23 protein-coding genes, 3 tRNA genes and 1 pseudogene are annotated in these 19,267 nt (G+C 49.1%); 8 read left to right on the forward strand and 19 right to left on the reverse strand.

What is annotated here, in order from left to right:
• Nucleotides 1–18: 18 nt before the first annotated feature.
• Nucleotides 19–603 carry a flagellar transcriptional regulator FlhC gene (gene flhC / locus ACLJTG_RS04145; RefSeq protein WP_000605987.1) on the reverse strand — a complete coding sequence of 195 codons (585 nt, stop codon included), beginning with the start codon at nt 601–603 and terminating at the stop codon, nt 19–21.
• Entirely contained in the window at nt 600–941 is a 342-nt protein-coding gene (gene flhD, locus ACLJTG_RS04150) for a flagellar transcriptional regulator FlhD (protein WP_001518146.1), read from the reverse strand. Before flhD ends, flhC begins: the two co-directional genes overlap by 4 nt.
• Before the next feature lie 682 nt (nt 942–1,623).
• Here flhD and ACLJTG_RS04155 point away from each other — a divergent pair.
• Nucleotides 1,624–1,740, forward strand: coding sequence for a hypothetical protein (locus ACLJTG_RS04155; protein ID WP_001617301.1), 117 nt, complete (start codon nt 1,624–1,626; stop codon nt 1,738–1,740).
• A complete protein-coding gene (gene uspC / locus ACLJTG_RS04160; RefSeq protein WP_000122606.1) occupies nt 1,737–2,165 on the forward strand; it encodes a universal stress protein UspC in 429 nt (142 codons plus the stop codon). Before ACLJTG_RS04155 ends, uspC begins: the two co-directional genes overlap by 4 nt.
• A 17-nt stretch (nt 2,166–2,182) precedes the next feature.
• Here uspC and otsA read toward each other — a convergent pair whose 3' ends face one another.
• The 4 genes and pseudogenes from otsA to ACLJTG_RS04180 form a co-directional block, all read right to left on the reverse strand.
• The gene (otsA, locus tag ACLJTG_RS04165) at nt 2,183–3,604 is read right to left on the reverse strand and encodes an alpha,alpha-trehalose-phosphate synthase (RefSeq protein ID WP_000089042.1); all 1,422 of its coding nucleotides are present in this window, start codon (nt 3,602–3,604) and stop codon (nt 2,183–2,185) included.
• Nucleotides 3,579–4,382 carry a trehalose-phosphatase gene (gene otsB, locus ACLJTG_RS04170; RefSeq protein ID WP_000840114.1) on the reverse strand — a complete coding sequence of 268 codons (804 nt, stop codon included), beginning with the start codon at nt 4,380–4,382 and terminating at the stop codon, nt 3,579–3,581. Before otsB ends, otsA begins: the two co-directional genes overlap by 26 nt.
• 222 nt (nt 4,383–4,604) lie before the next feature.
• A pseudogene (gene araH / locus ACLJTG_RS04175) lies at nt 4,605–4,785 on the reverse strand (L-arabinose ABC transporter permease AraH); the annotation flags it as partial.
• A gap of 111 nt (nt 4,786–4,896) precedes the next feature.
• Nucleotides 4,897–5,454 (reverse strand): DJ-1/PfpI family protein, encoded by a 558-nt coding sequence (locus ACLJTG_RS04180; protein WP_000754796.1) that lies wholly within the window; start codon nt 5,452–5,454, stop codon nt 4,897–4,899.
• Nucleotides 5,455–6,004: 550 nt separating this feature from the next.
• Between ACLJTG_RS04180 and ACLJTG_RS04185 the strand changes: the two genes are divergently transcribed.
• Nucleotides 6,005–6,508, forward strand: a complete 504-nt coding sequence (locus ACLJTG_RS04185; protein ID WP_000741707.1) for a non-heme ferritin-like protein — start codon at nt 6,005–6,007, stop codon at nt 6,506–6,508.
• 178 nt (nt 6,509–6,686) lie between these two features.
• Here the strand turns inward: ACLJTG_RS04185 and ACLJTG_RS04190 are convergent, their stop codons facing one another.
• Nucleotides 6,687–7,325: an RpiB/LacA/LacB family sugar-phosphate isomerase gene (locus ACLJTG_RS04190; protein ID WP_000684804.1), complete on the reverse strand. Its 639-nt coding sequence runs from the start codon at nt 7,323–7,325 to the stop codon at nt 6,687–6,689.
• Between the two features lie 255 nt (nt 7,326–7,580).
• Between ACLJTG_RS04190 and ACLJTG_RS04195 the strand changes: the two genes are divergently transcribed.
• Together ACLJTG_RS04195 and ftnA are read left to right on the forward strand one after the other, a co-directional pair.
• Nucleotides 7,581–7,916: a YecR-like lipofamily protein gene (locus tag ACLJTG_RS04195; protein WP_000803229.1), complete on the forward strand. Its 336-nt coding sequence runs from the start codon at nt 7,581–7,583 to the stop codon at nt 7,914–7,916.
• Nucleotides 7,917–8,155: 239 nt separating this feature from the next.
• Nucleotides 8,156–8,653 carry a non-heme ferritin gene (ftnA, locus tag ACLJTG_RS04200; protein WP_000920619.1) on the forward strand — a complete coding sequence of 166 codons (498 nt, stop codon included), beginning with the start codon at nt 8,156–8,158 and terminating at the stop codon, nt 8,651–8,653.
• 45 nt (nt 8,654–8,698) lie between these two features.
• Here ftnA and ACLJTG_RS04205 read toward each other — a convergent pair whose 3' ends face one another.
• On the reverse strand, nt 8,699–8,938 hold the full coding sequence (locus ACLJTG_RS04205) for a YecH family metal-binding protein (protein ID WP_000377238.1): 240 nt from the start codon (nt 8,936–8,938) through the stop codon (nt 8,699–8,701).
• A 226-nt stretch (nt 8,939–9,164) separates the two neighbouring features.
• On the opposite strand from ACLJTG_RS04205, the gene tyrP reads away from it, so the two are divergent.
• A complete protein-coding gene (gene tyrP, locus ACLJTG_RS04210; RefSeq protein WP_198898150.1) occupies nt 9,165–10,376 on the forward strand; it encodes a tyrosine transporter TyrP in 1,212 nt (403 codons plus the stop codon).
• A gap of 74 nt (nt 10,377–10,450) precedes the next feature.
• Here tyrP and ACLJTG_RS04215 read toward each other — a convergent pair whose 3' ends face one another.
• The 10 genes from ACLJTG_RS04215 to uvrY form a co-directional block, all read right to left on the reverse strand.
• The gene (locus ACLJTG_RS04215; protein ID WP_000781521.1) at nt 10,451–11,116 is read right to left on the reverse strand and encodes a YecA family protein; all 666 of its coding nucleotides are present in this window, start codon (nt 11,114–11,116) and stop codon (nt 10,451–10,453) included.
• 238 nt (nt 11,117–11,354) lie between these two features.
• Complete coding sequence (locus ACLJTG_RS04220; protein ID WP_000240837.1) at nt 11,355–11,681, reverse strand: glucose-6-phosphate dehydrogenase; 327 nt, start codon at nt 11,679–11,681, stop codon at nt 11,355–11,357.
• 212 nt (nt 11,682–11,893) lie between these two features.
• Nucleotides 11,894–13,333, reverse strand: a complete 1,440-nt coding sequence (locus ACLJTG_RS04225; protein ID WP_079950369.1) for an SH3 domain-containing C40 family peptidase — start codon at nt 13,331–13,333, stop codon at nt 11,894–11,896.
• Between the two features lie 214 nt (nt 13,334–13,547).
• Nucleotides 13,548–13,880 carry a hypothetical protein gene (locus ACLJTG_RS04230; RefSeq protein WP_001669250.1) on the reverse strand — a complete coding sequence of 111 codons (333 nt, stop codon included), beginning with the start codon at nt 13,878–13,880 and terminating at the stop codon, nt 13,548–13,550.
• A gap of 249 nt (nt 13,881–14,129) precedes the next feature.
• Nucleotides 14,130–14,216 (reverse strand) — tRNA-Leu (locus ACLJTG_RS04235).
• 11 nt (nt 14,217–14,227) lie between these two features.
• Nucleotides 14,228–14,301: transfer RNA gene (locus ACLJTG_RS04240), tRNA-Cys, on the reverse strand.
• Nucleotides 14,302–14,353: 52 nt separating this feature from the next.
• Nucleotides 14,354–14,429, reverse strand: a tRNA-Gly gene (locus ACLJTG_RS04245).
• Between the two features lie 151 nt (nt 14,430–14,580).
• On the reverse strand, nt 14,581–15,129 hold the full coding sequence (pgsA, locus tag ACLJTG_RS04250) for a CDP-diacylglycerol--glycerol-3-phosphate 3-phosphatidyltransferase (protein ID WP_198898151.1): 549 nt from the start codon (nt 15,127–15,129) through the stop codon (nt 14,581–14,583).
• A gap of 56 nt (nt 15,130–15,185) precedes the next feature.
• Nucleotides 15,186–17,018 carry an excinuclease ABC subunit UvrC gene (gene uvrC, locus ACLJTG_RS04255; protein WP_179669614.1) on the reverse strand — a complete coding sequence of 611 codons (1,833 nt, stop codon included), beginning with the start codon at nt 17,016–17,018 and terminating at the stop codon, nt 15,186–15,188.
• On the reverse strand, nt 17,015–17,671 hold the full coding sequence (gene uvrY / locus ACLJTG_RS04260) for a UvrY/SirA/GacA family response regulator transcription factor (protein WP_000611323.1): 657 nt from the start codon (nt 17,669–17,671) through the stop codon (nt 17,015–17,017). The genes uvrC and uvrY overlap by 4 nt, the downstream gene beginning before the upstream one ends.
• Before the next feature lie 311 nt (nt 17,672–17,982).
• Between uvrY and ACLJTG_RS04265 the strand changes: the two genes are divergently transcribed.
• Both ACLJTG_RS04265 and ACLJTG_RS04270 read left to right on the forward strand, forming a co-directional pair.
• A complete protein-coding gene (locus ACLJTG_RS04265; protein ID WP_079950368.1) occupies nt 17,983–18,138 on the forward strand; it encodes a hypothetical protein in 156 nt (51 codons plus the stop codon).
• Nucleotides 18,135–18,359 (forward strand): DUF2594 family protein, encoded by a 225-nt coding sequence (locus ACLJTG_RS04270; protein ID WP_000106483.1) that lies wholly within the window; start codon nt 18,135–18,137, stop codon nt 18,357–18,359. Before ACLJTG_RS04265 ends, ACLJTG_RS04270 begins: the two co-directional genes overlap by 4 nt.
• 66 nt (nt 18,360–18,425) lie before the next feature.
• On the opposite strand, the gene sdiA is transcribed toward ACLJTG_RS04270, so the two are convergent.
• Nucleotides 18,426–19,148 (reverse strand): transcriptional regulator SdiA, encoded by a 723-nt coding sequence (sdiA, locus tag ACLJTG_RS04275; protein ID WP_079951063.1) that lies wholly within the window; start codon nt 19,146–19,148, stop codon nt 18,426–18,428.
• Nucleotides 19,149–19,267: the final 119 nt, after the last annotated feature.

Raw genomic sequence — 19,267 nt, forward strand, 5'->3', positions numbered from 1 at the left:
TTGTCCACACCGTTTCGGTTAAACAGCCTGTTCGATCTGTTCATCCAGCAGTTGTGGAATAATATCGGCAGCATCTCGGGAAAGTTTACGTCTTTTTACTGCGCGGGATGGCGGCTGGCATAAACTACACGCAAAGCTGCCTACGGGCTGATGCGCATGGGTAATAAAGTTCCCACCGCAGCAGTTACAGCTCGACAATTCAAGCAACCCACTTTCAACAAAACGCACCAGCGTCCATGCGCGAGTCAGCGCCAACAACGGCCCTTCAGGCGGTTGCGGACACTGCTCAAGGTAAAGCCGATAAGCTTTAATCACCGCATCCACACCGCTGCATAAACCGGTCTTCAGTAAAAATTGCCAGGCGTTGCAGAACATGGAGGCATGAATATTTTGCTCCCAGGTCATAAACCAGTCTGTCGAAAATGGCAGCATCCCTTTAGGCGGCGGGCTACCGCGTAATTCTTTGTACAGCCTGATGAGGCGACCACGGCTGAGCTGTGTTTCGCTTTCCAGCATTTGTAGACGAGCGCCAAGATTAATCAACTCCATCGCCAACTGGATATCGCGAGCTTCCTGAACAATGCTTTTTTCACTCATTATCATGCCCTTTTCTTACGCGCCGTATCGTCCACTTCATTGAGCAGACGCGTTGAAAGCATGATACCTGTGTGAATCTGCTGTAAGTCATCGACGCGCGAATCCTGAGTCAAACGGGTGATCGTCTGATGATCGTCAAACCGGAAATGACAAACTAACTGGTTCGTCTCCGCCAGTTTGACCATCTGCGGCAGGGTCAACGCGCCCAGTGTGTTTGCCATCTCTTCGTTGATACCGAGGCGGAACATCGCAGATGCTTTGTCCTGGACGATCAAACGCTGTGCAAGGAGTAAATATGACAAATTGATGTCATAAATGTGTTTTAGCAACTCGGATGTATGCATTGTTCCCATCCAGAATAACCAACTTTATTTTTGTGCGACGTAGCCGCACCCCGTGATGTCGCCGGGAAGGCCCGGTAAAAGAAGCAAAAAGGTCAAATGCATAGCAGCGCTCAGCCATTATGGACATTGTGACGTATAACGCAGCCTCCCACTGAGATTCGCCTTACACGTTTACATCAATTTTTACAAATGCCTAAGATTTTTCCTAATTCGACGCAACTCTACTCGTCAGCTTCGTGACATACAACGGAGCGGGACGGCGATTTTAGAAAATATGTGATGTAGATCACATATTTTAACGGAATACTTACGATAAAACCATCAGCATGGCTTTTACTTTGTTTAATTAATAACCTAATGTTCACTTTTTCTATCCCACACTGCTGAATAGGGGTACGTCAACACCAAATTCTTTTTTGTTTCTCTCTGTTAAAATAACGCCAGGATAATAGATAACAGGCTATTATTTCTATTTTAGAAACGCTTTTATTTTACCTTTAGTAAACAGTAGCTTAAATATTAAACGTTATTAATTAATCTCGTCACAGCATACGCCCTCCGCTGTTAAAAATAAGCTCATTTGATTTAACTTTTAGCTTTCATTGTTCACCCATTTAAATGAAGCATCCTGGTGGTGTGTAAAAAGTGTCTTATGCCACGATTCTTTACATAAGAATAATTAATGATTAATTATGATGTCCTTCACATTAATGTGGCATTAGCGCATTGCAGAAATGCGATAAACAGAGTAAAGCTAAAGCACAATCTCATATTCTTGCAATCAAGGAGCGAGTTATGAGCTACACCCATATTCTTGTCGCCGTTGCCGTCACCCCGGAAAGTCACCAGCTACTGGCTAAAGCGGTCTCTATCGCCCGCCCTGTTCAGGCGAAAGTAAGCCTGATTACTCTCGCTTCCGATCCTGAACTGTATAACCAGTTCGCCGCGCCCATGATGGAGGATTTACGCGCGGTTATGCATGAGGAAACCGAGAATTTTCTTAAGATGCTGGGGGAAAAGGCGGATTATCCGATTGAACAAACTTTCATCGCATCAGGTGAGTTAAGCCAGCATATTTTGGCTGTGTGCCGCAAACACCATGTTGATCTGGTCATTTGCGGCAATCATAACCACAGTTTCTTTTCGCGCGCGTCCTGCTCGGCAAAAAGTGTCGTCAGCGCCAGCCAGGTAGATGTGTTGTTGGTACCGTTAGCGGGCGACTAGTCGCCGCTCGCGATATTTCAGGCCAGCTTAGGGAACGTCGCCACGTTGTTCTGCTGCTGACGCTCAGGGCTACGCGGCGTGACCTCCTTTAGGTCATGAATAAAACGTTCCTGCCAGCGGTTAATGTCATTTTTAACGATCACGTCCAGCATTTCCGCATGGCGCGAAATACGCTCGGCAAGGGGCATCGTTAACGCACGATTGAGCGCCGCCGCCACGTCATCCCGATCGTAAGGATTGACGATTAACGCCGACGTCAGTTCATTCGCCGCGCCGGCAAACTGTGACAGTACCAGTACGCCAGGATTAGCGGGGTCCTGCGCGGCGACAAACTCTTTCGCCACCAGGTTCATCCCGTCACGCAACGGGGTGACGAGCCCGACGTCTGAATAACGGAATATCTTCATTAACAGTTTACGGTCGAAATGCTGATTCAGATAATAGAGCGGCGTCCAGCCCAATTGTCCATATTTCCCATTAATCCGGCCTGCTTCCGTCTCAAGCTGGTGGCGAATATCCTGATATGCCTGTACTTCGCCGCGTGACGTAGGCGCAATTTGGGTATAACGAATTTTTCCCCGATGCTGCGGGTAGTTTTCCAGTAGCGCTTCATACGCCAGAAAACGTTCCGGCAGCCCTTTCGAATAATCCAGCCGCTCGACGGAAAAAATATTCTTCACATTTTTCAGTTCCGCCTTGAGCTGCGCCAGTTTAGGCGGCAACGGCCCGGCAGCCTGCAGAGCAATCTCATCGGGCTCAATACCGATAGGATACACTTCTGTCTGGAAGTCTTTACCCCACGCGATATGCTGCTTGCCGCTGCGAGTCGTGACTCGCGTTTGACTCGAAAGGCTATCCAGAAAAGCCAGGCGATCATTTTCGGTCTGGAACCCGAGCAGATCAAAGTCACACAACTGCTCCAGCAGTTCATCATGCGGCGGTAAAGCGTTAAAAATCTCCGGGGTCGGGAATGGAATATGCAGGAAAAAACCAATTCGGTTGTTCACGCCGCGTTTACGCAGCTCGCTGGCGAACGGTAACAGGTGGTAGTCATGCACCCAAATGATGTCGTTCTCTTTAATGAGGGGCAATAACTTATCCGCTAATAGCGCATTCACCCGCATATAGCCTTCCCATGCAGGGCGCTGAAACTGTACCAGGTCCAGACGATAGTGGAACGCTGGCCAGAGAACCGCATTGGAAAATTGACAGTAATAATCTTCGTAATCTTGTTCGCTCAGGTTAAACGATGCCCAGGTAATATTACCTTTTGTCACCTTTTTTAATGGCTCATCCTCGTTACCTGTCTCGCCACTCCAGCCGAACCACAACCCGCCAGCCGCTTTTAGCGCGCCAAGCACGCCAACGGCGAGGCCGCCGGCGCCGCCTTTATTATCCGGGGGGGCAATTCGATTAGATACTACGACTAAACGACTCATAGCCATCTCTCCTGTTATTCATTACTTGTTGTTCTTGTTGTGGATAATTGATTTGTTCCAGCCAGCGCCAGACATCGGGTACGCTTTCCAGCCGCCATGCCGCCTGGGTTGCCCCGACGCCCACTTTTACGGAAATTCCGCCAGCGTGATTCACCACGCCAAAGCCAGCCTCATCGGTCAAATCGTCGCCCACAAAAACGGGAATCCGTCCCGCAAAGGGCGCCTCCTGCATAAAGGCGGCAATCGCTTCGCCTTTATTGGTTCCCTTAGGTTTGATTTCCACAACACATTTACCAGGCTGCAACGCCAGTTGCGGCCAGTGCTGCGTAACGTGTTGCGCAAGCGCCAACAGCGCCGCTTCATGTTCCGGAGCCTGACGGTAGTGCAGCGCAAACGCCATCCCCTTCGTCTCCAGCTCCGTTCCGGGCAGCGCTACAAGCGTCGAACGTAATAACGCCTCCACCTCACGGACTACCGCTTCAGGAAGGCGCACGATATGGGTTTTACCATTGATGTCACGACGCTCTGCCCCGTGAACGCCAGCGAGCGGAAAGCGAAAAGGCTTCGCCAAAGCATCCAGCTCGGTCATTGAACGCCCTGAAATCAATGCCAGTGCCCCTGCGTTGTGCGCCGCGAGACGGTCTAACAACTGAAGGATTTTATGCGGTACCACTACCTGATCGGGATGAGGCTTTATCTCTGCCAATGTGCCATCAAGGTCAAAAAAATACGCATAGTTCGCAGTGAGTTCGGGGGATACGGTTAACGGTTCTGCCACCCTGGTCTCCTCCTTATCATCATATTGAGACTCACAAACGGTCTCATTAGTCATGTAAGTATAGACAGTGTGACGCTGCTCGCCATTTAGAAAGACCATCGCCAGCCGGGGTAGCGGCTGGCGATGACGTGAAGCTATACTGTTTAGTTGAGTGTTAATTCATCAAATCGTACGCTTCGCTTTTTGCTTATAATGGTCGAAGATAACTGTTGTCAGAAGGATTCAGCCGCGAACCACGTACTGTGCAAAAGGTGAAATGTTGAGCAGGTTCATCGCGTTCTCCACCGTTTCTGATATCAGTACGCTCGCCACCACATATGAGATTTTTCCGAGGCCGCCTTTCAGGAATCCCCCCTAAGACACACGCAGAAATAACGATTAACTCATAACCCAGGGAAGTCATTAGCCAGCATGACATAACCCAGAGCGAATTCATCAGCCAAAAGGCAGGAAAGCCAGCACATTAATCCATAACATCAGCCAGCTAATCCTTACGGCCCTGGGTGAATAACGATTACCAGGGATAATAGATATGTTCAGCCTGTTCGCGAACCGGCGCATCGTCTCCCAGCAGTCTGGCGGAAAGGGTTAGCGCGAAATCAAAGACATGACCCAACCCTTTGCCGCTAATTAAATTACCATCTTCAACCACGGGCGCATCCACATAGACACCTTCCGGAACCGCTTTCCACAGGTCGCCGGAACAGACATAACGACGCCCCTTCAACAATCCGTGAGCACCCAGCACCCTTGCCGCCGCGGAACAGATAGGACAAATAAATTTGCCTGCCGCATCATGACGCGCAACGAAAGCGATCACCGCCGGATTAGCCGCCAGATTAGCGCTCCCCTGCGGACCGCCCGGCAGCACTACCGCATCGAAAAGCGCCTGCTGGCGTTCACTCAGCGTGCTGTCCGCAACCATAGGAATATCATGGTAACTCACCACCGCCCGTGATTCAGCACACGCCAGCGTTTCGACGTCGATATGCAAACGTCGCAGAATATCAAGAGTAACAATGGCCTCTGCTTCTTCAAATCCTGGTGCCAACAGCACCGCGACCTTTTTCATTGACTGCTCCTTGTTAACGAGTCACCCATCAAAACTGTGCTCAACCGAATAACGTGCTCGTATGATTAATGACATTAAAAATGATCTACCGCAAAACCGGCTAGTTTATAAAAACAGGCATATTTGCTCTCAACCGTTTATGCGTGTGATATCCAGACTGGCTAATGTTTATTTTATTGAAATTACCATACTTGAAAGACTCACCCCATGATCTGAAACAATGTTTCATAAACCATAAATCCATATAATATCATTTAACTTTCAAACGGTTGCAATTTCTCTACACTCAAAATCATTACACCTGAAAAAATCACACCGCTGAAAATGTAAAAAAAGATAAACAATTGCATTTAAGGATTTTCTTATTTTTATTGACGCGCTATTCTCATTACCGATCGATAAACAGGAAATGAGATCGCATAAGGGACTGGCGGAACGGAGTTCTTCTGCTAAGAGTATTTATTGTGCATAGAGGTAAGAATGTGACAACGGCCCGTTGCATTCTCGTCTGTCATGCACATCAACACTTTCTGGAAATAAGGATATTGTTATGGCAGCTGTAGGAATGGTTCAAAAGCTCAACACGCCAATGAACCTTGAGTTTTACGCATCAAATCTTTACCTCCATCTAAGCGAATGGTGTTCTGAACACAGTTTAACAGGCACCGCCACCTTTCTTCGTACCCAGGCGCAAGGCAACGTGACGCAAATGATGCGCATGTTTAATTTTATGAAAAACGCCGGCGCCACCCCTATCGTTAAAGCCATTGACGTTCCGGGTGAAGAGCTCTGCTCTCTGGAAGAATTGTTCCAGAAAACCCTGGAGGATTATCAGCAACGCGCCAGCACGCTGTCGCGTCTGGCAGATGAAGCGAAAGCGCTGAATGATGCCTCAACGCTCGATTTTCTCCATACCCTGGAAAAAGAGCAGCAGCAGGATGGCGTACTTTTACAAACTATTCTCGAAGAAGTTCGCAGCGCTAAACGAGCAGGGTTATGTCTGGCGCAAACCGATCAGCATCTCCTTAACGTCGTGACCTATCAGCATCACTGATAGCGGCTCCCCGAGCGACAATATTGAGACGTTATTAGCCGGATAGCAACGCGAAGCAGCTTATCCGGCCTACACCGTTTCTGATCTGTTTGCCAGAGGTGGTGCCTGTCGCTACTGGCGTATTATCGGCACATCATGCCAGCCGACAGGCGCGAAACGCCTCTGTCTTGTCCAGGCATTACCCCAGCATCTCACGTACAAACGCTTCTATTTCTTTATTCTGGCCGTTTTCAAACAAACATTGCTGGAAACGCGGCCCTGAAACCGCCGTTTTAACCAGTTCAGGATCGATAGCCCGTAGTGTATCCAGATAATTCTCTTTGACGACCGCGGCCTTAACCTGATTCAAAATGCCCGCATTGCGTACCTGCGGCGCTTTGCGCTCAGGCGGATACCCCTCGCCTTTACGCCCGGTAAACGCTTTTTCAAAGATGAAACGCACGTTCAGCTCAGCGCCCCAGCCAAAGCCTTTCGCAAATGGCAGGGACAACGCATTGCCGTTGTTGATCTGCGCAAACAGAAAAGCATCTGCCGGATCGATGCAATAGCCACAAATGACACCTGGATGAATATTTAACGACATCAGCGCGCCCTGACCGGTGCCACAGCCAGTAACCACAAAATCAACCGCGTTTGCATTAAGCAGAATACTCGCCATGATGCCTAAATGAATGTACGTCAGGTGATGGTCATTTTCGTCGCACATGCCGACGTTAAAAACGGGAAATCCCTTTTCATTGGCGACGGCGCTAAGTTCGTTATAAATGATGGCATTTTTGCTGGCCTGGCTATTTTCCATCATCAGTGCAATTTTCATCGTGTTCCTCCTGAATGCAGACGGTCGCGTCTGCGTAAATCATGACGTTTTGCCCACACTACACACTTAAGAACACGCATTCAAATTTAATAAAACGAAGTTTCATTAAATGAAGAGACGCTCACACATTTTCTGTTCCCGCTGTAAATCCCCTGCCGTTACCTTTAATCAAGGCGAATCCGTAAGTTATTCCAGCCATTGACGGTGCAAGACACGAGGTAGCATGGTCTGATACCGAATTGTCGGAGCGATTTTATGAAGCCTCTTATTTTTACTCTTTCACTGCTAGCCCTGACGGGATGCACCATTACTCGACAAGCGCAGGTCAGCGAAGCCAGCCCGATAAGCGGCATCGTGCGCCTGACGTATAACCAGCCGCTATTTTTTACTTCACGGACAGATGACTATGTATCTCACGGGACCGCAACACGCGAATGCCAGCAGATGGGCTATGCCGATGCCGTTTCGTTTGGTCAGCCGGTAGGAACCTGTAGCATTTATGCGGGCTCGTTGTGTCTGAACACCCGATTTACCCTCTCCTGGCAGTGCCGGGGCGTTGCCGTCCCGCAAATCATGCCGCTTTATTATTAAGGCGGCTGGCTTAACGCCGACACCATGTACAATGGAGGAGAGTGCAGGGTCGCTATTGCCAGCATGAAGGTGCTGGCTTTTCTTTATTTTTATACGCTATACACTGGCGTTAATGCGTTTTATTCCCATTCGTATTTTTAATAATTAAATTTAATATTTTACCTTTTGCAAATAATAAAATAACAAATTATAGTGGCGCCACATTACCGTATATCTTTTGCTATTTGTGGAGCGGAACCATGCTGAAAACAGAAATGATCGACAAACTGAATGAGCAAATGAATCTGGAGTTGTACTCCTCCCTGCTCTATCAACAAATGAGCGCGTGGTGTAGCTATCATAGTTTTGAAGGCGCGGCCGCATTTCTTCGTCGCCATGCGCAAGAAGAGATGACGCATATGCAGCGCCTGTTTGACTACCTTACCGATACCGGAAGCCTGCCGCGCATTAATACCGTTTCTTCGCCCTTCGCTGAGTACACCTCACTGGATGAACTGTTCCGCGCGACCTATGAGCATGAGCAGCTTATTACGCAAAAAATTAATGAACTGGCTCATGCCGCAATGACCAGCCAGGATTATCCGACATTTAATTTCTTGCAGTGGTATGTGGCAGAACAGCATGAAGAAGAAAAATTATTCAAATCTATTATTGATAAATTAACGCTGGCGGGAAAAAGCGGCGAAGGGCTTTATTTCATTGATAAAGAACTCTCCACCCTGGATACGCAAAATTAATCCAGCACGTCCTTACACGGTGAGACGCGCTCTCACCGTGGCGTATTAATGGCGGCAGATTTTACTCTCATGCGTTGAAAAACCGTCCTCCACGGCAATAAACTTTCCTTTCGCCGCCAGAAACGCGACCAGTTCTGCCGCCGTCATATCTGACGCTGAACAGGTGTGAAATCGTGCCCGCTCGCCAAAGCGCGCTTTTATTGCCGCCTCCAGCGAGGTATGCGTGTACTGCTCGCCAGACTCAATCATCATGTTGAGCACTTCGTGACCGTGAATGGAATCCATAACCCCTCCTGAATAAAACTCGTAGCCTAATGTGTCCGTGTGCGAGCGACTTTGCGCTAGCGCAGGTTTGCGGCGGTTGTCCGCGTCTCCTCTCATATTCGCTTTTATGCCCGAAACTGTAAATTTTACAGTACACCCATTGTAACGACCATTTGACGAAAATAGCGTAATGCCTTACCCTGCGCCGCGGATATCACCGTTCTTTGTTACCGGGGTAGTAGAAAGCGTGAAAAACAGAACTCTGGGCAGTATTTTTATCGTGGCAGGCACCACTATCGGCGCCGGGATGCTGGCAATGCCGCTGGCAGCGGCTGGCGTTGGTTTCAGCGTCACGCTGGGATTGTTGAGTGGCCTGTGGGCGCTGATGTGTTATACCGCGCTACTATTACTGGAGGTATATCAACACGTTCCGGCGGATACCGGGCTGGGCTCGTTGGCAAAACGCTATCTTGGACGTTACGGACAGTGGCTTACGGGATTCAGTATGATGTTCTTAATGTATGCGCTCACCGCCGCCTACATTTCCGGAGCCGGAGAATTACTGGCATCCAGTATTAATAACTGGCTTGGCGCCACGCTCTCGCCCGCTGCCGGAGTACTGCTGTTCACCTTTGTTGCCGGTGGGGTGGTATGTGTGGGCACCTCGCTGGTCGACCTTTTTAACCGCTTCCTGTTTAGCGCGAAGATCATTTTTCTGGTCATCATGCTTGCGTTGCTCACGCCACATATTCATAAAGTAAATCTTCTTACGCTTCCTTTACAGCAGGGGCTGGCGTTATCCGCCATACCGGTCATTTTCACCTCGTTTGGTTTTCACGGAAGCGTGCCGAGTATTGTGAGTTATATGAACGGCAATATTCGCCGGCTGCGTTGGGTCTTTATGACGGGTAGCGCCATTCCGTTAGTGGCCTATATTTTTTGGCAGCTCGCCACGCTGGGAAGTATCGACTCGCCGACATTCAGAGGGCTACTGGCCAGCCATGCCGGGTTAAATGGCCTGCTGCAGGCGCTCAGAGAAGTGGTCGCTTCGCCACATGTCGAACTGGCGGTCCACCTGTTCGCCGATCTGGCGCTGGCGACCTCTTTTCTGGGCGTAGCGCTAGGATTATTTGATTACCTGGCCGATCTATTCCAGCGCCGCAGTACGGTGTCCGGACGCCTGCAAACCGGGCTGATTACCTTTCTGCCGCCGCTGGCGTTTGCGCTTTTCTACCCACGTGGATTTGTGATGGCATTAGGCTATGCCGGCGTAGCGCTGGCAGTGCTGGCACTACTCATCCCTGCCATGCTGGTCTGGCAATGCCGTAAACAGAGCCCTCAGGCGGGATATCGTGTGGCAGGCGGCACGCCAGCGCTGGCGCTGGTGTTTATCTGCGGCATTGTCGTGATTGGCGTCCAGTTTTCGATCGCACTGGGGTTTCTGCCCGATCCAGGTTAATGCCAGGCAAAGATTACCGGGCCCGGACGCCGTCCAGGCTCGATAATCATCACGCTATGGCCGTTTACGAGCCATTAATGCAGGCAGCACTGCTTAAATTTTTTGCCGCTCCCGCATGGACAAGGATCGTTACGCCCCACTTTCACCTCTGCTTTTATCGGCATCTGTAGCGGCGTCGTGTGCGGATGCGCCATCCACCAGGCATGCAGCTCAAGCGCCGCGATACGGATAGCGTCAACGCTTTTATCGAACGCTTCCGGGCTCATTTTATCCAACAGCGCAAAGTTTTCTTCAGTGCCGTGTAAGGCAATCGCTTCCAGCGCCGGTTTTAGCGTATCCGGCAAGTCAGACCAGTCGGACAGCGACACTCCGCGCATGTAACCAAAGCACCATTCTTCAACAATCGTTAATTCATGGCCATCAACTTCTCGCAGGCCAAACAGCGGCTCGAACTGTTCTGGATAGTCTTCAAGCCGGGCGGCTGTGTCCGCCATGTGCTGGAACACCAGATCCATAAATCGCGTCATTTCTTTTTCAGATGTCCAGCGCGGTACGTACGCGGGTCCCCCCCATATCGCGACCAGCCACTGTTCCGGCTCGATGGGACGTGGAGAACTTAGTACCGCAGTAATCAGACCGTCCAGCTCCGCGACATCCAAAATGGCCTGATCGGTATTGTATTTCGTCAGCACATCATCCAGCCATTCCAGCTCGTTCTCGTTTAATGGTTCCATTTTCATAACGCTTTTCCTCAGTGATGACTTCCGCCTGTAGGCCTCTTACATTGCAGCGGATAAAAATAATTTTTTTGCAGGCAGTTTGGATGGCAACCATCAGGGGCCAGATTAACACGAAATGAGGAGGATTCCGGAAGTTAACGCACAAAAGGAGGATCAGGGCGCAGATTTTCCGCCAGGAAGCGCTCGCCCCACACAAAAGCGAGAGATGGGTTTCTCGCTATATTATACTCATGCTAACTTATACCACCGCCGCGGACAGATAAAACCGCCCTCTCAAATAGAGTTTATTTTCAGTAAAAAAGTGTTTAATGAGTTCGTCTACCGCTTCTCTGTCAGCAGAAAAGGTTATTTCCATAAACAGCGTATCGTACCCTATTTTGATATTTTTTTTCTTACAGTAAACACGGATCTCATCCTGCACACTCAGCAACGGCAGGCTAAATGTGTATAGCGGTTGCGGTTCTTTTTTCGCCGCTTTCTCAAAAACTTTAGTGACCAGATCCCCAAGATCGCGCTCTGACCGGGCACCGTTATTAAAATGCAATAAATTACGTCTTTTTACCACCCAGCCTCCAGCCAGATACCGCCAACAATAACTCTCACTTCAATGTGTGAGGCACATAATCACATCCAGAATCAGCTCCAGATAGTATTTCAAATAAACAGCCCGCACTATAGCGCATACTTTTTTCAGACACAGTTTACAGGGATACTCTCTTTATATCCACGAGCACGGTTGCCTTAATCATATCTTCCGCGATAACACAGTTTGTCAACCTATTCTATATAACCAAGCTTAAACAGAACCTTACCAGCCAGCGATATCAGCTCAGGATTTTCAGGATAAAAACGCAGTAACGGCAAAAATACTGCCTCACCGATAATGCTCCGGCTATTAGCATGGTTTGGGCGCAATCCCCAGATATTCTGATAAGTCATCGGCACGACCTGCCCATTCATGGTTGTGTTACCGATATACAGCATAATATGCCCTGGAATATAGACCAGCGTAGTAAACGCTTTTCCGTATCTGGTGAGATAATCGATCCGCATTTGGGGATTTTTATGACTAAGATCGACCACCCGTCCAGCCGCCTCTACCTGCGCCGATGAATGTCTGGGCAGGAATATGCCAAACGGCATTAACAGGCTGCGGACTTCGGCTGAACAATCATTATAAAAGTTAAAATTTCCCCAACCGTAGGGGGCGCCGTGCATTGCTTTCATTAGCACGGCGATATTTTCCGGCGTCATTTTCCACGGCATAGCCGTAAACTCGTTACCGCTTAGCCAGACCCAATGGATAAACGCGCGACCGTTGCTGCCGCGAACTGGCGCCGCAATCAGGAACTGGCCCGCCCGTTGATGTCGGAACGGTAAAATAGTGCCCGGTCGCCCGGTGAAATAATAGACGCCTGCGGCATGGACAGAAACCGGCGCGTTGATAAATGCCCCCAGTTGCTTGTGAGCGAGCAAAACCCACTGTGTTATAAATTTCTGATCCGTACTGGCAATATCTTCACTATGAACCCAGCCAGTTACCGCTGGTGAAACGACATATTGCCAGCGTTGGTCTTTGCTCTTCGTCAGCGTATAGACCGGCGTACCGGGACGCAGCGAAGACATTTGTAAATTATCAAACGGGTACCCCTCGCCCGCCTGACGGGGATCGTTAAAGAGCGGGTCGTCCGTTGGCAGCGCTCTGACTAAACTTTCCCTGACCATAATGCCTCGCCGGGAGGCATGATAGATATTGTCAATCTGCGTATCCGTATTCCCTCTAACCTCCTCTTTCCAGCGAGAGGTATAAAGTCTGAAGTTTTCCCCCCAATAAGCACTGCCGTCGCTAAGAAACTGCTTAATACTGGCATCCCGGACCTGTGCTGCGTTTTTTTTCAGCAATGCGGTAATATAAAAACCATTCCACGGCGAGTGCGCTTCACTGTCCATTCCGAAATAATGAGATTTTAGTGCGTTAAAGTAGCGTTGTTGGGTAGCACTATCAATAACCGGAATAGTGTAATCAGCCGAGTCCGGAGGTATCCATTTATCAACCGACTGTGAATAATCCGCTAACGGAAAGCGTGTTTTTGTCGGGTCAATATAGCTCCCTGTGAGAATTTCATCTTTGGCTGTTGATCGGTTGGTCGTCTGGTGGCAAGCGGTGAGGCACAATGGTATCAATAAAACGGCCCAGGTTTTCTTTTGCATCATCATCTCCGTAAAGCGGGGAAAGCATAATATAGAGACTGACCAAAACCGCCATTCACGAAAACCCGAAATTATCTGTAGTTGACCTGTTATTAAGACAATATTGCAAAACGTGATTAAAGCATGAAGCGGATCACATTACCTTGTGATGAATATTAGTTCGCTATCTACCTTTAATTAAATTGTGCAGAAAACACCCCCTGAACAGTTTTATACTCGTTTAATTTGCATAAATACTCCACTGGCCCGCCCCTGTTTTTTTCAGACAATACATACTGTAGCGCGTCAGTTCTACTTTTTTTATATACTCTGCAAAGTCATTTTCATCGACGTAGCCAATAAAATTACGCGCATCACATGTCGAAGAGGAAAGCTCACCGGGAAGAGAGTAGGTTACGATTGCACTCTCAGGCTCATACAAAATAAAAAAAAGTAGCAAAGCACAACCTACAATCCCAATATTAATGAAGCTAATAAATAATTTTGCATTATCGGTATATTTCACTGGCAGACCTACTCTCTTTAATAAAGCAGGCATAAAACATATCAGCATTTTTTATAGAGATTAATGGATTTTATCGGCTGATTTACCCGACGTTTAGTAATTACCAGGCATAAGTTCTTGCGGGTCGGTAGCACATAACTGTTGTACTGGCAGAAATGCCGCTACCGATGTTTTTTACTGTGTATCGCGCTGGAAAGTTCACGCTCGCGGTCGGCATACAAATTGAAGGCACAAAAAAACCACCCGTAGGTGGTTTCACGACACTGCTTATTGCTTTGATTATTCTTGTCTTTCCCATGGTACCCGGAGCGGGACTTGAACCCGCACAGCGCGAACGCCGAGGGATTTTAAATCCCTTGTGTCTACCGATTCCACCATCCGGGCTCGGGAAAAATTGGAGGCGCGTTCCGGAGTCGAACCGGACTAGACGGATTTGCAATCCGCTACATAACCGCTTTGTTAACGCGCCAAATTTTTTTTGCTTTTCAGCCAGCATCCGCTTTACGCCAATGCTTTTAAACTGGAGCGGGAAACGAGACTCGAACTCGCGACCCCGACCTTGGCAAGGTCGTGCTCTACCAACTGAGCTATTCCCGCAGTATCAAGCAACTTTGTTAATCACTTGATTTTGTTATCGTCTGGCAATCAGTGCTGCCGTTCGATGCGTTGCATTCTACTTACCTGACGCACTGAGTCAACGATATTTTTCGTCACTCACGATCGTTTGCTGAAATTTGCGGCGAAACGATCACTGATCAAGCAAATCTCCACGTGCAGCGCTCAAATATTGCAACATGGACCACAATGTTAGCACCGCTGCGACAAAGAAAAGCGCGATCCCGGCATACTCTACCCAGATATTCGGACGCCACAAGAGCCACGCCAGCGCCACCATCTGCGCGGTAGTTTTGACTTTACCGATCAAGGAGACCGCTACACTACTGCGTTTGCCCAGCTCCGCCATCCATTCACGCAGAGCAGAGATAATAATTTCGCGGGCTATCATCGTCGCCGCAGGTAACGTCACCCACCAGCTATGATAATGCTCGGTGACCAGTACCATGGCGATCGCCACCAGCACCTTGTCGGCGACGGGGTCGAGGAAAGCGCCGAAACGCGTACTCTGGTTCCAGCGTCGCGCCAGAAAGCCGTCAAACCAGTCGGTAATCGCGGCAATACAGAAAATCAGCGCGCTGACCATCGGCGCCCAGGCGAACGGCAAATAAAACACCACGACAAAGAATGGAATCAGGATGACGCGAAACAGCGTGAGCAACGTAGGGATATTAAATTGCATAGTGACGGGTAACTATCTGTTGTCAGTGAAATTACCTCTATGTTGCTACAGTGGCCTCAATGTTTCAACGACCAGAAGATCTTTTCTGCCAGACCTTGCGAAATACCCGGCACTTTTGCAATTTCTTCTACGCTGGCGTTACGTAGTCCTTGCAAACCGCCCATATATTTCAGCAGCATCTGGCGACGTTTAGGCCCAACGCCTTCAATAGTTTCCAGCGTACTGGTATTTTTAACCTTCGCGCGTTTTTTACGGTGCCCGCCGATCGCGTGATCGTGCGACTCATCGCGAATATGCTGAATAACATGCAGCGCCGGCGAGTCCGGCGACAGGCTAAACCCCTCGCCTTCCGGTTCAAAAAAGAGTGTTTCCAGACCGGCCTTTCTGTCCGCGCCTTTGGCGACGCCAAGCAGCAAAGGACGATGCTTATCCCAGGGGACATCGAGCTCAGCGAAAACGGCTTTCGCCTGGGCGAGCTGCCCTTTTCCGCCGTCGATCAGAATAACATCCGGAATCTTACTTTCTTCTATGGCCTTGCCATAACGCCGGCGTAGCACCTGATTCATCGCCGCGTAGTCATCACCCGGCGTGATGCCCGCGATATTATAACGACGATACTCGGCGCGTAACGGCCCGTTAGCGTCAAATACCACACAGGATGCGACCGTTTGCTCCCCCATGGTATGGCTGATGTCAAAACATTCCATCCGCTTGATCGCAGGAAGTTTTAATACCGCCGCCAGCGCAGTCAAACGCTGCGTGATGGTGGACTGCTGCGAAAGTTTAGTGATTAAGGCCGTTGCCGCGTTGGTCCGCGCCAGCTTGAGATAACGGGCGCGATCGCCACGCGGTTTTGTCTGGACATGAATACGCCGTCCGGCAAGTTCCGACAACGAGTCGGCGAGCAGCGTTTTATCACTAAGATTAAAATCGAGCAGTATCTCGCCCGGTAGCGTGCGCATCTGGCTACCCTGCAGGTAAAACTGCCCGACAAAGGTTTCCACCACTTCGCCCAGTTCCGTACCGCCAGGCACTTTTGGAAAATAGCTGCGGCTGCCCAGCACCTTACCCTGGCGAATAAACAGCACATGCACACAGGCCATACCCGCATCAAAAGCCACGCCGATCACGTCGAGATCGTCGCCCGCATTGGAGACAAACTGTTTTTCCGTGACCCGGCGTACCGCCTGGATCTGATCGCGAATACGCGCCGCCTCTTCAAATGCCAGATCCTGGCTGGCCTTTTCCATCCGGGCAATCAGCTGTGTTAAGACCTGGTCGTCCTTACCGGACAAAAACAACCGGACATACTCCACCTGTTGCGCATACTCCTCCTCGCTGACCAGTCCTGCAACGCAGGGGCCTAAACAGCGGCCAATCTGATATTGCAGGCAAGGACGCGAGCGGTTGCGATATACGCTGTTTTCGCACTGGCGGATAGGGAAAATTTTCTGTAACAGCGCCAGCGTTTCCCGCACGGCATAGCCATTAGGAAATGGGCCGAAGTACTCGCCTTTCGCATGTTTGGCGCCACGGTGCATCGCCAGACGCGGATGGGTATCGCCGCTCAGAAAAATAAAAGGATAGGATTTATCATCACGCAACAACACGTTGTAACGCGGTTGATACAACTTGATGTAATTATGCTCAAGCAGCAGCGCTTCCGTTTCGGTATGCGTTACCGTGACATCAATGTGTTGAATTTGCGCAACTAGCGCTTCGGTTTTACGCGAAGCCAGGTTGCTGCGAAAGTAGCTGGAAAGACGCTTTTTCAGGTCTTTTGCTTTACCGACATAAATAACCGTACCGCCGGCGTCATACATACGATAGACACCGGGTTGGCTGGTAACGGTTTTCAAAAACGCCTTTGCATCAAATATTTCACTCACTGGCTTGTTAACGTCTCCGCATTACACAGGCCATGGCGGATTGCCAGGTGAGTCAGCTCAACATCACCATGAATGTTTAATTTACTGAACATACGATAGCGATAGCTGTTCACCGTTTTAGGACTGAGATTCAGCTGTTCTGAAATCTCATTGACCTTCTGACCCTTGGTGATCATCAGCATAATCTGCAACTCGCGTTCAGACAAACTGGCGAACGGCGTTTCCGTTTTTGCAGGCTCAATCTGACTGAGCGCCATCTGCTGAGCGATATCGGAGGCGATATAACGTTGTCCGGAATACACCGAACGAATAGCGCTCACCACCTCCTGAGGCGCAGCGCCTTTGCTGAGATAGCCAGCTGCGCCAGCCTGCATCACTTTGGCGGGCAACGGGTTCTCCGTATGGACGGTCAGCATGATCACTTTGATATCCGCTGTCGATCGGGCAATTTTACGCGTCGCCTCAAGGCCGCCAATACCGGGCATGTTCATATCCATCAGCACGACGTCAACGGCGTTAGTACGGCACCATTTTACCGCATCCTCTCCGCAGCACGCTTCACCGACAACTTTAATGCCCTTTATATCTTCAAGAATGCGTCGTATCCCTGCGCGCACCAGTTCGTGGTCATCAACAAGAAGAACGTTGATCAAAGGAATATCTCCAGAATAGGGATAACGCTACTGATAGTTAATCGTCCTTATATTAGCTGGTTTTATCTCAACTTTGAAACGTAAAAAAACACCGGGTATTCGATTTTGCTCTCGTTTTTGGAAATTATGTTGTACGTCATGTGGCAACTGCCAACGTTGTAGCCCCTTCTGACGGCGCTGTCCCGCGCAGCTATTTCATAATGGTGACAAAAATTTCACGTTCCGCTGTCTAAACACTAATTAGGGAATCAACTTTGTAACAATAATTAACGAGTAAAATACGCGTAATAAACAAAGAATGAAGAAAATATATGCATCACGCGGCAACGTTTATTTTGTGGGTAACCCCTCAGCTTTTTGATCAAAAAACAACCACTGCTATTTTTAGCGTAGCTTATGGTATACTCCGCCGCCTTAACATCTGCTATCGCACATTTTCACTGAAACATAACGAGGAAAATAAATGAGTACGCCTGATTTTTCCACCGCTGAGAATAATCAAGAACTGGCTACTGAAGTCAACTGCCTGAAAGCCATGTTAACGCTGATGCTGCAGGCGATGGGCCAGGCCGATGCAGGGCGCGTGATTCTTAAAATGGAAAAACAGATCGCGCAGATGGATGATGAAGCACAAGCGGCGGTATTTTCCAGTACGGTTAAGCAAATTAAACAGGCTTACCGCCAGTAGTAAAAAACCGGCTGTTAGCATCGCTTTCAGCCGGTTTCGCGTCTGGCGCAAAGCATCGTCAGCACGTCATATCAGACCTGTCGCCGCAGCGTAGCAGGCAATCTGTGTTTTATTGGGCGCATTGAATTTCTTCTGCATATTTTTCTGATGGAAGTTAACAGTATTTTCAGAAATCGACAGAATAATGGCGATCTCCGATGAGGTCTTCCCTTCCGCCGTCCACTTCAGAATCTCTTTCTCACGTTTACTGAAACGCATTTCAGGCGCCATCACCATGTCGTCTTCAAATCTTGTCAGCGCCGAAAGACTCTCCCGCGCCAGCAGTTGCAACCTCAGCTCCACTTCATCGTAGGTAAACGAGGAGCAGCGTAAGCTGCTACGGGAGAAAGATAAAAAGCCCAGCGCCCGGTTCGGCAACATCACACACTGGGTTACGCCTCTGCGTAATCCGAAACGCTGGGCGGCATCCCACATCGCCTGCGCTTCATGAAATAGCATGTCATCCCAATGTAAATGACCCTGCCTGAAATTTTCCAGCTTTAATACCGGATCGATCGCGAAATAGTTTTCGGACTGATAATGCGTTACCCACGCCGGAGGATAAGTGGTACGAAGCGATATTTTAGGCCGGGTAAAGGGGACGGGATGACGAACACACAGGGCATAATAATCAAATTCCAGCCGCTGTGTCTGATATTGCAATTCAGTATAAACATCCTCTGCTCCCGCCATCTCCTGAAAGCGTAACAACATTGCGCGTCGCCAGGTGAAGAAATCATTTTCCTGCATATTTTATGGTCACGCCTTTGATATTGATAATCATTATTATGAATAGCTTAAATTAACATATAAATAGTATTTATATATAAGAAATATCGGACGAAACGTAGAATACTTGAGCGGCATTA

This window comes from Salmonella sp. SAL00672 (genome assembly GCF_046552175.1).
GTDB classification, from domain to species: domain Bacteria; phylum Pseudomonadota; class Gammaproteobacteria; order Enterobacterales; family Enterobacteriaceae; genus Salmonella; species Salmonella enterica.